11 protein-coding genes are annotated in these 13,537 nt (G+C 65.9%); 3 read left to right on the top strand and 8 right to left on the bottom strand.

The window, feature by feature from the left end; all coding sequences use genetic code 11:
• Window positions 1-35: 35 nt before the first annotated feature.
• Together ACP5M5_RS07580 and tcuA are read right to left on the bottom strand one after the other, a co-directional pair.
• Window positions 36-1,685, bottom strand: coding sequence for an FAD-dependent oxidoreductase (locus tag ACP5M5_RS07580; RefSeq protein ID WP_427936526.1), 1,650 nt, complete (start codon window positions 1,683-1,685; stop codon window positions 36-38).
• Window positions 1,685-3,223 carry an FAD-dependent tricarballylate dehydrogenase TcuA gene (gene tcuA, locus ACP5M5_RS07575; protein WP_427936525.1) on the bottom strand — a complete coding sequence of 513 codons (1,539 nt, stop codon included), beginning with the start codon at window positions 3,221-3,223 and terminating at the stop codon, window positions 1,685-1,687. Before tcuA ends, ACP5M5_RS07580 begins: the two co-directional genes overlap by 1 nt.
• Before the next feature lie 100 nt (window positions 3,224-3,323).
• Here tcuA and ACP5M5_RS07570 point away from each other — a divergent pair, with 100 nt between their 5' ends.
• Both ACP5M5_RS07570 and ACP5M5_RS07565 read left to right on the top strand, forming a co-directional pair.
• Window positions 3,324-4,271, top strand: coding sequence for an NAD-dependent epimerase/dehydratase family protein (locus ACP5M5_RS07570; RefSeq protein WP_427936524.1), 948 nt, complete (start codon window positions 3,324-3,326; stop codon window positions 4,269-4,271).
• A gap of 30 nt (window positions 4,272-4,301) precedes the next feature.
• Window positions 4,302-4,667: a cupin domain-containing protein gene (locus tag ACP5M5_RS07565; protein ID WP_114911227.1), complete on the top strand. Its 366-nt coding sequence runs from the start codon at window positions 4,302-4,304 to the stop codon at window positions 4,665-4,667.
• A 352-nt stretch (window positions 4,668-5,019) separates the two neighbouring features.
• Here ACP5M5_RS07565 and eno read toward each other — a convergent pair whose 3' ends face one another.
• The 6 genes from eno to ACP5M5_RS07535 form a co-directional block, all read right to left on the bottom strand.
• The gene (gene eno, locus ACP5M5_RS07560) at window positions 5,020-6,297 is read right to left on the bottom strand and encodes a phosphopyruvate hydratase (RefSeq protein WP_427936523.1); all 1,278 of its coding nucleotides are present in this window, start codon (window positions 6,295-6,297) and stop codon (window positions 5,020-5,022) included.
• A gap of 136 nt (window positions 6,298-6,433) precedes the next feature.
• A protein-coding gene (gene prfB, locus ACP5M5_RS07555) for a peptide chain release factor 2 (protein WP_427936522.1) occupies window positions 6,434-7,565 on the bottom strand; the annotation gives its coding sequence in 2 pieces (ribosomal slippage) (window positions 6,434-7,495 and window positions 7,497-7,565; 1,131 coding nt in all).
• 71 nt (window positions 7,566-7,636) lie between these two features.
• Complete coding sequence (gene hemB / locus ACP5M5_RS07550; RefSeq protein WP_427936521.1) at window positions 7,637-8,632, bottom strand: porphobilinogen synthase; 996 nt, start codon at window positions 8,630-8,632, stop codon at window positions 7,637-7,639.
• A gap of 38 nt (window positions 8,633-8,670) precedes the next feature.
• Entirely contained in the window at window positions 8,671-9,759 is a 1,089-nt protein-coding gene (locus ACP5M5_RS07545; RefSeq protein WP_427936520.1) for a YncE family protein, read from the bottom strand.
• A 35-nt stretch (window positions 9,760-9,794) separates the two neighbouring features.
• Window positions 9,795-10,643: an alpha/beta fold hydrolase gene (locus ACP5M5_RS07540; RefSeq protein ID WP_427936519.1), complete on the bottom strand. Its 849-nt coding sequence runs from the start codon at window positions 10,641-10,643 to the stop codon at window positions 9,795-9,797.
• Entirely contained in the window at window positions 10,643-11,860 is a 1,218-nt protein-coding gene (locus ACP5M5_RS07535) for a CaiB/BaiF CoA transferase family protein (protein WP_427936518.1), read from the bottom strand. The genes ACP5M5_RS07540 and ACP5M5_RS07535 overlap by 1 nt, the downstream gene beginning before the upstream one ends.
• 116 nt (window positions 11,861-11,976) lie before the next feature.
• Here ACP5M5_RS07535 and ACP5M5_RS07530 point away from each other — a divergent pair, with 116 nt between their 5' ends.
• Window positions 11,977-13,488, top strand: coding sequence for an aldehyde dehydrogenase family protein (locus ACP5M5_RS07530; protein WP_427936517.1), 1,512 nt, complete (start codon window positions 11,977-11,979; stop codon window positions 13,486-13,488).
• The last annotated feature ends 49 nt before the right edge of the window (window positions 13,489-13,537 follow it).

Genomic DNA, 13,537 nt, shown 5'->3' with positions numbered 1-13,537 from the left:
CTTTTTGCTTCTTTTTCTTCAGAAAAAGAAGTGTTTTACTCTTTTCTAACCTCGCTCTCGCAAAGCGCGCGCGCGACGAGATAGGCGAAGGTGAGCGCTGGGCCGAGGGTGATGCCGGGGCCGGGATAGGCGCCGTCCATCACCGAGGCCATGTCGTTGCCGCAAGCATAGAGCCCAGCGATCGGTGTGCCGGCGTCATCGAGCACCCGCGCCGCGGCGTCGGTCGCGAGCCCAGCGCTGGTGCCGAGATCAGCGGGGTAGAGGGTGATCGCGTAGAATGGCGGGGTCGCGAGCGGCGCAAGGCAGGGGTTGGGCCGCCGTTCGGGGTCGCCGAGATGGCGCTGATAGGCGTCGTTGCCGCGCCCGAAATCTCCATCCTCGCCGCGCGCCGCGTCTGCGTTGAAGCGGGCGAGGGTCGCCGCAAGCGCCGCCGGAGCGAGGCCGAGCGCCCGCGCGAGCCCGGCGATATCGGGTGACGCGGTGAGATAGCCGCGCCGGATCCAGCGCCGCGGGCGGGGAAACACCGGCGCGATCGGGCCGAGCCCGTAGCGGCGCAGAAACGCGTGATCGCAAATCAGGAACGCCCGCGCGAGGCCGGCGCGTAGCATGGCGCGGACGAATTCGTGATAAGAAAGTGCTTCGTTGACGAAACGCCGGCCGTGCTCATCGACGACGAGGCTGCCGGGCTTGCCGCGATCGGTGACGGTGTGGGGGAAAATCGCGGTGCTGCCGTCATCGCGGGTAAAGATCGAAACCGGGGTCCAGAACGCCGCATCGGCGCCACGCCGCGCCAACGCCGCGCCGACCGCGCGCGCCAGACGAATGCCATCGCCGCTATCACCGGCGAAAGCCGCGGAAAAACGCCGCGCCGGCGCCGGCAGGAACGCCGCCCGCAGCACTGGATCATGCGAAAACCCGCCGCTCGCGAGCACCACACCGTGCCGGACAGAAAGCGTCTTCCCGCCGGCGACCACGCCTTGCACCCGTCCTTCGGCGAAAATCAGCTTTGTTGCCGGAGTATCGAGGCGGAGATCGACGCCAAGGCGGAGCAGAGACAAAAGCAGCCGCCCGGCGAGCGCGTTGCCGAGCACGAGCCGGGTGCCGCGCGGCCAGGCCAGACGCTGCCCGGCATAGGCTGCGAGCCGACGCGCAACCACCAGCGCCGAGCGCAGCGAGCGGGTCACGCGGCGGAAATGCACGAGATCGCTGCGCTCGATCATCATGCCGCCGAACGGCGTGAATTCCGGGATCGGCGGGCGGAGCCGCACGAAATGCCGCCCCAACGCACGGCCATCGAAGGGCACCGGCTCGAACACCCGCCCGCCCAGCGTCGCCCCCGGGAGATCGGGGTAATAATCGGGATAACGCGCGACCGGCTGAAAACGAAGCTCGGTGCGGGCCGCAAGCGCGGTGATGGCGGCGGCGGCGTGGGCGAGGAAGCTTTCGCGCCGCGCGTCCGTCTCCTCGGCGCCGATGACGTGATCGAGATAGGTCCGGGCAGCGGCGGTATCCTCCGGCGCCCAGACCATGCCGCCCGAGGTCGCGGTGGTGCCGCCGACAGACGCGGTTTTTTCGAGCAGCACCACCGAAAGCCCCTCGGCCGCGCACAAGGCGGCTGTCGCCATGCCGGCGGCGCCGGCGCCGATCACCACGACGTCAATGCGATCGGGGGCGTCCCCCGGCATCAGGCGAGGCTGGGCGTCGGGAGCCAGGCGGCAGCCGGTTCGTTATGGCGGAGTGTGGGCAGATCGGCGCCCGCCGTGCTGCCGGCGAGCTTGCCGAACACGGCGCCGCTCATGAGCCCGGTGCCACCGGGATAGTTGAAATAAAAGAGGCCGCCGACCAGTTCGCCCGCCGCATAAAGCCCCGGAATCGGGCGGAGATCCTGATCGAGCACGCGCGCCCCGGCATCGATGCGCAGGCCGCCGAAGGTGAAGGTAATGCCGCAGCCGACCTGATAGGCCTCGAACGGCGGGTCTTCGAGCGGATTGGCCCAGTTGCTCTTGGGCACCGCCAATCCCTCGGTGCGGCGCCCGTCCTTGACGTTGGGATTGAACGGAATATCGCGGCGCACGGCGGCGTTATAGCCGCGGATTTCGGCCAGAAACGCCGCCTCATCGACGCCATCGAGCTGGCGGGCGAGCGCCTCCAGCGTCTCGGCGCGGCGCTTCGTCACTTGGCGAATGCGGTATTCGTCGCGCAACAGGTGCAAAACCTTGGAGTCAAAAATCTGCCAGGCGAAATTGCCAGGTTGGGCGAGAATGACGCGGCCATATTTGGCATAGGTGTAGTTGCGGAAATCGGCGCCCTCATCGACGAAGCGCTTGCCGTCGGCATTCACCATCACGCCGAACGGGTAGGAGTGTTTCTGAAACCCGTCGCCGACCGCGAGATCGCCGAATTCCGGGGCGTTGAAATCCCAGCCCACGGCGTGGCAGCCCGACCAGTTGCCGGCCGGTGAAGCGCCGATCGCAAGCGCCATCTTGATGCCGTCGCCGCTGTTGAAGCGCGAGCCACGCACCTTGGCCAATTCCCAGCCCGGGCCGAGATAGCGCGTGCGCATCTCGGGATCGGCCTCGAAACCGCCGCTGGCGAGGATGACGGTCGTGCCGCCGAGCGGGTAGCGCCGCTCCGGCGTCTTGACCTCGACGCCGCGCACCGCGCGGCCATCCGAGAGCAGCCGGACGGCGCGGCTCTCATAGCGGATATCGATCCCCTGCGTCTGGCACGCTTTGGTCAGCGCCGCGACCAACCCCGGCCCGCCGCCCCAGGCTTCCACCGTGAGGCCACCCCAGAATTTGAATTTTCCGTCGACCTTGAACGCCTGGCGGCCATAGATCGGCTGAAACCGCACGCCTTTGTCGCGCATCCAGCGGAGCGTCGGAAAGCTCGACCGCACCAGCGTCTCACAAAGCGCAGGGTCGGTGCGGTTTTGCGTCACGCGGAACATGTCGTCGAAGAATTGATCCTCGGGATAGGTGCCGAAATCGGTGCGGGCGATCTCCTCCTCGGTGAGATCGGGCATGACGGCGCGGAGATCCTCGATGCCGCGATAGGCAAAGCGAATGGCACCGGCGGTAAAGGCGCTGTTGCCGCCGGCCTCGGCCGCCGGCGCGCGCTCCAGCACCACGACGCGGGCGCCACTCTCCGCCGCCGCTAACGCCGCGCAGAGTGCCGCATTGCCCCCCCCGACAACGACCACATCGACCCGTTCCTCGCTCACGCGCCCTCCATCCCTTCTGCTCTCTCAGCCCGTATCTCGTAATATCGGTTGACATTTGTCAATGCCGCAGGTTTTCTCGCCCGCCGGAGGAGGCGCGATCATGGCACGCATTCTGGTCACCGGCGGCGCCGGGTTCATCGGCGCCGCCCTCTCTGCCGCGCTGGCCGCCCGCGGCGATCAGGTCATCGCCTTCGACCGCAGCGACAGTCCGGCGCTTGCCCGCAATCGCGCGTGCTTCCCAGAGATCACTTTCCGCCCCGGCGAAATCACCGAATGGCCGCATCTCGCCGCCGCGTTCCTCGGCCATCGTCCCGAAGCGGTGGTGCATTGCGCGGCGATCGTTGGTGTCGTCGCCGCGCAGGCGAGCCCGGCGGCGACGTTTCGGGTCAATGTCGAAGGCGCGCTCAGTGTTTTTGCGGCGAGCCGCCTGTTTGGCGCGCGCCGGGTGATCAACCTCTCGACCGAGGAAATCTACGGCCCTTTCCAGGCGCCGGAAATCGACGAGACGCACCCTTGCGCTCCGGTCGGCGCCTACGGGATTTCGAAATTCGCGGTCGAGCAATTGGCCCGCGATGACGTGCGCCGGCACGGTCTCCCGATCCTCCATCTCCGCACCTGCTGGGTTTATGGCCCCGGCCTGCCGCGCCCAAGGGTGCCGAAAACCCTGCTTGACGCGGCGCTTGCCGGCCGTCCCCTGCATCTCGCCAAAGGCGCCGATTTCCGGGTCGATCACGTCTATATCGATGATCTCGTCGCCGGCCTTCTTTGCGCCCTCGATGCGCCGCGGCCGCGCTTCGATGCCTATCACATCGCAAGTGGCGCCGCGCCGACACTCGGCGAGATCGTCGCCATCGTCCGCGATCTCGTCCCCGGCGCCGAGATCTCGGCCGGCCCCGGGGGCTATGACTTCGCCCCTGGCGTCTCGGTGGTGCAGAAGGGCGCACTCGCGGCCGGTCGCGCCCGTGACGATCTCGGCTATGCGCCGCGCTTTGACATGCGCGCCGGCTTGGCCGCCTGGATCGCCGCGCGGCACGCCGGCGAGGATTGATGTTTTCGAAAAACCAGAGGGGAAAAGACCATGGAACGTCACGCCAGCATCCGCAACATCGCCGAGACGCCCTGGCGGGAACTGCCCGGCCATCATGGCGGCGCGCTCTCGAAGCTGCTCGTCCACCCCGAGACCACGGGCGCGCGCCAGATCGATCATCGCATCTCGTGCTACGCGCCGATGGCGCGCGTTGCGGTGCATGCCCACAAGGTTCAGGAGCAGGTCTATCACGTGCTGGAGGGCGAGGGGCTGATGGAAATCGCCGGCGAGCGCCGCGTGGTGCGCCGTCACGACGTGATTTTTCTCCCTCCCGGCGTGCCGCATGGGCTCGAAAATACCGGCACCGGCAACCTCGTTTTCCTCGTCGTCACCGCCCCGGTCGTCGACGAACCCTGAGCGAACTGGCATTTGCGTGACGCGCGACGATGCCGGGCCGGTCACTCCCGCGTCATCACGTTGGGCAGGCGATCAAGAGGTTTCGCGGGATTCGGGTTGAGGGAGCGCTGCTGCCTCGCCTGCGGCATCCTCGTGCTCGCGGTGCGGTGCCGCGTGTTTGGCGTCGGCGGCCGGTGATTTTTCCGCACTGGTGGCAAGCAGACCCTGGGCGAGGGCGATGCGACGAAAATGAACAGAGAGCATTCCGATCCTCCGGTGCGCGTCGATCCCGCGCATTGAAGACCAGAAAGAGTAACCAAATCGTCTCCATCGGATGTCAAATTGGTCATTCCGCCGCCGCCCGGCGATTGTCTCACTGGCGCAAGATGGTACGCCCGGCATAGCGGCCGGCGCGGCCGAGTTCGGCTTCGATGCGGATCAACTGGTTGTATTTCGCTAGCCGGTCTGAGCGCGAGAGGCTGCCGGTCTTGATCTGGCCGGCGTTAGTTGCGACCGCGAGATCGGCGATGGTGGTATCCTCGGTCTCGCCCGAGCGATGGCTGATCACCGCATGATAGCCGGCGTGCTGGGCGATTTCGATGGTCTCCAGCGTCTCGGTCAGGGTGCCGATCTGGTTGAGTTTGACCAGGATCGCATTGCAGATGCCGCCCTGGATGCCGCGCCGCAGCCGCTCGGGGTTGGTGACGAAGAGATCGTCGCCGACCAGTTGCACCCGCTTGCCGAGGGCATCGCTCCCCTGTTTCCAGCCCGCCCAGTCATCCTCGGCGAAGGGATCCTCGATCGAGGTGATGGGATAGCGCGCCATCAGCGCTTCGAGATAGGCGATCATCCCGGCGGCATCGAGGGTCTTGTCCTCGCCGGCGAGGTGGTAGCGCCCGTCCTTGAAGAATTCGCTGGCGGCACAGTCGAGCGCCAGCGCGATTTCCTCCCCGGCGCGGTAGCCGGCCTTCTCGATCGCCCGGCTGATGAAGGAAAGCGCCTCGTCGGCGGAGCGGAGATTGGGCGCGAAGCCGCCCTCGTCGCCGACATTGGTGTTGTGCCCGGCGTCAGCGAGGATTTTCTTGAGGGCGGCGAAGACTTCGGCGCCCATGCGCACCGCGTCGGCGAGCGAAGGCGCGGCAAGCGGCTGGATCATGAATTCCTGGATGTCGATCGGATTGTCGGCATGTTTGCCGCCATTGACGATGTTCATCATCGGCACCGGAAGCGTCCGCGCAAAGCTGCCACCGAGATAGCGCCAGAGCGGCAGACCGTGTGCCGCCGCCGCCGCCTTAGCGGTTGCCAGCGAGACCGCGAGCATCGCGTTGGCGCCAAGGCGCGATTTGTTGGGGGTGCCGTCGAGATCGATCAGAGTCTCGTCGATGAGGATCTGCGCGGCGGGATCCATGCCGGCGATGGCGTCGAAAATCTCGCCCTCGACATGCGAGACCGCCTGGCGCACGCCCTTGCCGCCGAAGCGCGCGGGGTCGCCGTCGCGCAACTCCGCCGCTTCATGCACGCCGGTCGAGGCGCCGGAGGGCACGGCAGCGCGGCCCAAAATCCCGTCATCGAGGACGACATCGACCTCGATGGTCGGGGTGCCGCGGCTGTCGAGGATTTCCCGGGCGGTGATATCGGCGATCGCGGCCATGGCGTATGCTCCCTACGGTTCTCACGCCCTTGCCCGATACGGCGTTGGCGATCAGCAAACAAGGGGCACGCCGGCACCGACCCAAAGGACAAAAATTTTTGGTTCTTTTTTAAAAAAAAGAACCTTTGTTTTCGCCTCACGACGCCTGCGCGCTCGCCTCGCTGCGTGTCGCGCCAACGCGGGCGGCGAGCGCCCCGGCCATGAAGGCGTCGAGATCGCCATCGAGCACCGCGTCGGGGTTTGATTTTTCGACCCCGGTGCGGAGATCCTTCACCATCTGATACGGCGCGAGCACGTAGCTCCGGATCTGGTGGCCCCAGCCGATATCGGTTTTCGCGCTCTCGACCAACGCCGATTGCGCCTCGCGCTTCTGCAACTCCGCCTCGTAGAGCCGGGCGCGCAGCATATCCATCGCTTTGGCGCGGTTGCGGTGCTGGCTGCGGTCGGTCTGACAGGCGACGACGATGCCGCTCGGGATATGGGTGATGCGGATGGCGCTCTCGGTCTTGTTGACGTGCTGGCCGCCGGCGCCGGAGGAGCGATAGGTATCGACCTTGAGATCGGCTTCGTTGATCTCGACGGTGATGGTGTCGTCGATCACCGGATAGACCCAAACGCTGGCGAAGCTGGTTTGGCGGCGCGCATTGGCGTCGAACGGGCTGATCCGCACCAGGCGGTGAACGCCGGCCTCGGTTTTCAGCCAGCCATAGGCATTGGCGCCGGAGACCTGCAGCGTCGCCGATTTGATGCCGGCCTGCTCGCCGTCGTTGCGGTCGATGATCTCGGTTTTGTAGCCGCGCTTTTCCGCCCAGCGCAGATACATCCGCAGCAGCATCTCGGCCCAGTCCTGGGCTTCGGTACCGCCGGCGCCGGCATTAATTTCGACATAGGCGTCATTGCCGTCGGCTTCGCCAGAGAGCAGGCTCTCGATCTCGCGCTGTTTCGCGTCCTCGGCGAGGGCGCGAAGCGTGCCTTCGGCCTCGGCGATCATCGCGGCGTCTTGCTCGGCTTCGGCGAGTTCGAGCAATTCGCGGGCATCGTTGGTTTCGCGCTCGATGCGGCGGACGCTATCGACCCCGGCGGCGATATGGTTACGCGCGCGCATCAAGCTTTGCGCAGCGGCGGCGTTTTCCCAGAGCGCCGGGTCTTCAGCGCGGGCGTTTAGTTCGTCGAGGCGGGCGAGGGCGGCATCCCAGTCAAAGATGCCTCCTCAGCAGCGCGAGCGACTGCTGGATCTGCTGGACCAAGGCGTCGGTTTCGGCGGACATCGGGGCTCCGTTCGTTCGTTCGGGGGCGTTGTAATGGCCGCGGGCGCCGGCGGCAATCCCGCGACCGGCGCCTATCCCGCCTTGAGCAGGCGGGCCGCGGCCGGCGCAAAATAGGTCAGAACACCGTTGGCGCCGGCGCGTTTGAAGGCGAGCAGGCTTTCCATCATGGCGCGGTCATGATCGAGCCAGCCATGGCCGACCGCCGCCATGATCATCGCGTATTCGCCCGAGACCTGATAGGCGAAGGTCGGCACCCCGAAGCGGTCCTTCACCCGCCGCACGATGTCGAGATAGGGGAGACCGGGCTTGACCATCACCATATCGGCGCCCTCGGCGAGGTCGAGCGCGACCTCGCACAAAGCCTCGTCGCTGTTGGCGGGGTCCATCTGGTAGGTTTTCTTGTCCCCGATCAGCGCCCCGGCGGAGCCGACGGCGTCGCGGAACGGACCATAAAAGGCGGAAGCGTATTTCGCGGCGTAGCTCATGATCCGCGTGTGGATCAGGCCGTCGGCATCGAGGGCGGCGCGGATGGCGCCGATCCGGCCATCCATCATGTCAGAGGGCGCGATGATGTCGATCCCGGCCGCCGCCTGCACCACCGCCTGGCGGGTGAGGACGGCGAGCGAGGCGTCATTGGCGACATAACCCTCACGGATCACGCCGTCATGGCCGTGATCGGTGTAGGGGTCGAGCGCGACATCGCCGACCAGGACGAGGGCCGGGAATTCGCGCTTTAAGAGCCGCGCCGCCTGGCACATCAGATTGTCGGGGTTGGTCGCCTCGGTCCCTTCGGCGTCTTTTTTCTCGGGCGGGGTTGCCGGAAACAGCGCGACCGCCGGGATGCCGAGATCGACCGCAGGGGCGACATGGGCAATGAGGCGATCGAGGCTGACCCGCGCAACCCCCGGCATGGAGGCGACCGCCGTGGTCTCGCCGCGCCCCTCGATCACGAAGACCGGCCAGATCAGGTCATCGACCGCGAGCCGGTTTTCCGCAACTAGCCGTCGCGTTCCCGCATCCAGCCGGTTGCGCCGCATGCGTCGCGCCGGAAACTGCCCGAGCGTCATGGCCTTCCCCTCGCTCTCACCTTCCCCGAGCGGTTCTATCAATTCTCCGGCCGATAGACCAGGAGGGCGGCGGTCGCGGTGTTGGACATACCGTTGGGGCCAGGCAGTGACTGGCTGAGGACGTAGCCGGCGATGTCATGGGGCAGCGTGCCGGGGAAAGCGCCGGCGGGAGCGACGATGAACAGGCGATCGCGGTCGGGGACGAAAAGCCCGGTGCGCGCGCCCGGGAGAGAGGCGACCGGCGGCGCCGCGAAATAGCCGCCGGGCTGGCCGTCCTGAATGGTGAACACCGAGATTTCGCCCGAGCCGCAGGAGGCGTAGATGCGCTGATGGTTGGGGTCGAAGAACACGCCATCGGCGTCGCGGCAGGCGGGTGAGGTGCCGAGCACCTCACCCTTGTTGCGGTCATAGAGCACCATCAGCGGCGGATTGCGAAAGATGGTGGCAAGCAGCGGCCCCTTGGGGTCGATGGCGAGGGAATAATTATCGGCCCCGCGCAGATTGCGCCAGCGGCCGAGGATCTTGCCGCCATCGATATCGACGACATCGATCTCCTGCGCATCCGGGATATTGACGAAAATATGCCCGTTGGCGGGGTCGAGCGCGAAACCCTCGGGATGGGCGGGGAGATGGACATCGGCGACCTGCTTTCGCGTGCGCGCGTCGATGATCGCAAGGCCGCCACTGCCATAGCCGACGACGACGTGATCGTTGCGCGGGTCAATCAAGATGTTGTCGGCGTCCCCAGCGAGCTTGAGGCGGCCGATTTCCTTGGCGTTGTCGCCGCGATAGAGGCGCACGCTGCCGTCGCCGCCATTGGCGACATAGAGCGTATCGGTGGCGGCGGAAAATCCGACCCCCTGCGGCCGGTCGAGCCCGCTGATGCGGCGGACGACGTGGCGCTTCTGCCAATCGACGACATCGACCGTGTTGTTGCCGAATTCCGCGATATAAAGCAGTTGCCGCTTCGCATCGAGGGCGAGATGATCGATCCGCCCGAGGGTGTTGGGTAGCGGAATCGTCGCTTCGAGGGCCAGCGGCTGGCTCGCCGAGGAAACCGGGTGAGCGGCAAGCGCCAGCCCAAGAACCGTGGTGGCCCCGAGAAGGCGGGAAAAAATTTTGATCATTGTCGATTGAACCCCTGAAGCAAGCCCTGTTGGATCTAGCTCTTATCCTGTCCCAGCAAAAAAGACCGCACCACGCCAATGGTTTCGGCATCCATCAGCGCCGGCGCATGCCCGGTATCTTTCACCACATGCGGCATGGCCCCGGACTGGACCATCCGCTCGAAGGTTTTCGGCAGCAGGAGATCGCTGTTTTCGCCGCGTATGGCAAGCACCGGGATGTTAATCTTCTCCCACCATGGCCAGAGCTCGGTATCGATCGCAAGCGAGGTGCGGATCGGCTTGGCGATGCCGGGATCATAGTGCAGAGCGACCCGTCCATCCGGCAAATGCCGAGCTGAGGTCTTGGTCAAATGCTCCCAGTGCGCGTCCGAAAGCGGGCCGAAGCCAGCATGGACATGGCGGAGATGGGCCTCGAGCGCGAGCAGATCGGGGAATTCCGGGCGCACGCTCATGTAATCACGAATGCGCGCGATCGCCCGCCCCGGCACCATCGGCCCGACGTCATTGAGCACCATGCGCGAGATCGGCGCCCCCGGCGAAGACGCGATCATCATGCCGCAAATACCGCCCAGAGAGGTTCCGACCCACATCACCTGCTCGCCAAGCGTTGCGAGCAGATGGGTGAGCGCGATGACATAGGATTGCGGCTGATAAAGGCTCGCATCCGGCAGCCAGTCCGAAGCGCCGCGGCCGGGAAGGTCGGGGCTGAGCACATGAAACCGGTCGGCGAGGCCGGCGGCCAGCGCATCGAAATCGCGCCCGCTGCGGGTCAGGCCGTGGACACAAACCACTGTCGGGTGCTTGCGGCTGCCAACCTCGTGATAGCGCATGCGATAGAAGCTGCCGGCGAGAAAATAGCGGATTTCCCCCAAAAGGGGCCGCATTAAACCACCCCTTCGGCGCGCAGCCCGGCGATCGCCGCGTCATCGAGGCCGAGCAGTTCGCCGAGCACCGCCGCGGTATGCTCGCCAAGGAGCGGCGGCGGCAGCCGGTAATCGACCGGCGTCACATCGAGCCGCACCGGGTTGGCGATCACCTTGACGCGATCGTTTTCGGCGCCCGGACGCGCCATTTCGACGACGGCGCCGCGCGCGATCACCTGCGGGTCGGCGAACACCTCGGAAAGCCGGTTGATCGGCCCGCAGCCGATCTTGAGCGCTTCCAGTTTGTCGACCCACCACGCGGTCGGGTGCGCGGCGAGCACCGGGGCGAGACTCTCCGTAACCAAAGCGCGGTTTTCGACCCGCGCGGCGTTGGTTGCGAAACGCGGATCGGCCAGCAGCGGCGCGAGCCCGAACGCCTGGCAAAAACGCTGGAAGGTCGGGTCATTGCCGATCGAGAGCACGATGTGGCCATCCTCGGTCGCGAAAACCTGATAGGGGACGATGTTGGGATGCTGGTTGCCGAGGCGCGGCGGGTTCTCGCCGGTCGCAAGATAGTTCATGCCCTGATTGGCGAGCCAGGCGACATGGGTGTCGAGCATGCCGATATCGATCTGCTGGCCGATCCCGGTCTGCTCGCGATGGCGAAGCGCCGCGAGGATGCCGATGCAGCCATAGAGCCCGGCGAAAAGATCGGCAACCGGCACGCCAACCTTCTGCGGCAACCCCTCGGGCTCGCCGGTCAGGCTCATGACCCCGCCCATCGCCTGGATCAGGCTGTCATAGCCGGGGCGCGGCGCGTAGGGGCCGGTCTGGCCGAAGCCGGTGATCGAGCAATAGATCAGGCGCGGGAATCGCTCGTGGAGCTGGGCATAGCCGAGGCCATATTTGGCGAGCGCGCCGACCTTGAAATTCTCGACCAGGATATCACAGCGCGCGATCAGGGCGAGCGCCAGTTCCTGGCCTTTCGGGGTCGCGATATCGAGGGTGACGGAGCGCTTGTTGCGGTTGACGCCGGTGAAATAGGCACTTTCGCGACTGCCGGGCATGAAGGGCGGGGCGAAGCCGCGGGTGTCGTCACCGCTCCCGGGTTTTTCGATCTTGATGACCTCGGCGCCGAGATCACCGAGCATTTGCGTCGCTGTCGGCCCGGCGAGGACTCGGGTCAAATCGAACACGCGCAAACCCGCCAAGGGACCGCTCGCCGCCATGGTCGTCATCCTCGCTTCTCCGCCTGCAAACCGGCCGCCCCGTGGCGCTCGCCCTTGCAGGGCGCCGGCACTCGGTTCATCTTCGGCCGCCGTTTATAGAGACCCAATCACGGGAGGAAAACCCGATGCTCGACCAGCCCATGCCCACCCCGTCTGCCCCGACACTCGACCAGAACGCGTTGGCGCGCGCTCTTTCCGGCCATCATTTCATCGGCGGGCGGTTCGTCCCGGCCCAGTCCGGGCGTAGTTTCGCGGTGCATAATCCCGCGACCGGCGCCGAGATCGCCCGCGCCGCCGAGGGCGATGCCGCCGATGTCGACGCCGCGGTGGTGAACGCGGCGGCGGCGCAAAAGGACTGGGCGAAGCTGCCGGCGCGCAAACGCGGCGCTCTCGTCAGCCAATGCGCCGCTTTGATCGGCACGCATGCGGAGGAACTCGCGCGCCTGATCGCGCTCGAGACGGGCAAGGCGCTCCGCACCGAAAGCCGGGTCGAGGCGAATGTGGTCGCCGATATTTTCAGCTTCTTCGGCGGCCTCGGCAGCGAGCTGAAGGGCGAGAGCGTACCGTTCGCGCCGGATGTGCTTTCGGTCACGGTGCGTGAGCCGCTCGGCGTGGTCGGCGCGATCATTCCGTGGAACGTGCCGATGCTGCTGATGGCGCTCAAGATCGCCCCGGCCCTGGTCGCCGGGAACACGGTGGTGGTGAAATCGGCGGAGGAAGCGCCGCTCGCCGTCTTGCGTGTCTGTGAACTCATGAACCGCATCCTGCCGCCGGGCTGCTTTAACATGTTGTCGGGCTTTGGCCCGGAATGCGGCGCGCCGCTGGTCGCCCATCCCAAGGTGCGGAAAGTCACCTTCACCGGCAGCGTCGAGGTCGGGCGCATCGTCGCCGTCGCCGCCGCCGAGAAGCTGATCCCGGTGACGCTCGAACTCGGCGGCAAAAGCCCGATGCTGGTCTTCGCCGATTGCGATTTCGAGAAGACCGTGATGGGCGCGATCACCTCGATGCGCTTCACCCGCCAGGGCCAGAGCTGCACCGCGGCGAGCCGGATCTATGTCGAGCGGCCGATCTTCGACCGCTTCGTCGCCGCACTCGCCGAGAAGGTGAACGCCATGGTGATGGGCGATCCGCTCGATGAGAAAACCGATATCGGCACCATCATCAGCGAGGGGCAGTTCGAGAAGGTCAAGAGCTTCATCGCCGAGGGGGCGGCAACGCCAGGCGCCAAGGCGCTGGTCTGCAGCGCCCTGCCCACCGACCCCGCGCTGAAAAAAGGGCTTTTTCTGCAGCCGCATATCTTCACCGGCCTCACCCGCGAAAGCCGCCTGGTGCGCGAAGAGATTTTCGGCCCGGTCACCTGCGTTTTTCCCTTCGATGACGCGGAAGCAGTGCTCGCCGAGGCCAATGACAGCGAATACGGCCTCGCCGCCTCGCTCTGGACCAATAATCTCAAACGCGGCCTCGATCTCGCCCATCGGCTGGAAGCCGGCCTCGTGCAGATCAACCAGAACCTCGTCGTCCAGGCCAATCTTTCCTATGGCGGGGTGAAAAGCTCGGGGTTGGGCAAAGAAGCCTCGCTGGAAGCGATGCAAGAACACTTTACCCACAAAAAGACGATCATGGTGAATTACGGGTAACCTCAGCATAAGACCAAAATCGTTCTTTTTTGAAAAAAAGAACCAAAAA

Source organism: Acidibrevibacterium sp. (assembly GCF_049965395.1).
Classification (GTDB): Bacteria; Pseudomonadota; Alphaproteobacteria; order Acetobacterales; family Acetobacteraceae; genus Acidibrevibacterium; species Acidibrevibacterium fodinaquatile.
The sequence above is the reverse complement of the archived record's forward strand: the minus strand, read 5'-3'. Positions and strand labels throughout refer to the sequence as shown.

What these genes read in the sequence shown, in the direction of transcription:
- ACP5M5_RS07580 (WP_427936526.1), bottom strand. Translation starts at nt 1,685, where the DNA reads ATGCCGGGGGACGCCCCCGATCGCATTGACGTCGTGGTGATCGGCGCC.
- ACP5M5_RS07570 (WP_427936524.1), top strand. Translation starts at nt 3,324, where the DNA reads ATGGCACGCATTCTGGTCACCGGCGGCGCCGGGTTCATCGGCGCCGCC.
- ACP5M5_RS07565 (WP_114911227.1), top strand. Translation starts at nt 4,302, where the DNA reads ATGGAACGTCACGCCAGCATCCGCAACATCGCCGAGACGCCCTGGCGG.
- eno (WP_427936523.1), bottom strand. Translation starts at nt 6,297, where the DNA reads ATGGCCGCGATCGCCGATATCACCGCCCGGGAAATCCTCGACAGCCGC.
- hemB (WP_427936521.1), bottom strand. Translation starts at nt 8,632, where the DNA reads ATGACGCTCGGGCAGTTTCCGGCGCGACGCATGCGGCGCAACCGGCTG.
- ACP5M5_RS07545 (WP_427936520.1), bottom strand. Translation starts at nt 9,759, where the DNA reads ATGATCAAAATTTTTTCCCGCCTTCTCGGGGCCACCACGGTTCTTGGG.
- ACP5M5_RS07540 (WP_427936519.1), bottom strand. Translation starts at nt 10,643, where the DNA reads ATGCGGCCCCTTTTGGGGGAAATCCGCTATTTTCTCGCCGGCAGCTTC.
- ACP5M5_RS07535 (WP_427936518.1), bottom strand. Translation starts at nt 11,860, where the DNA reads ATGACGACCATGGCGGCGAGCGGTCCCTTGGCGGGTTTGCGCGTGTTC.
- ACP5M5_RS07530 (WP_427936517.1), top strand. Translation starts at nt 11,977, where the DNA reads ATGCTCGACCAGCCCATGCCCACCCCGTCTGCCCCGACACTCGACCAG.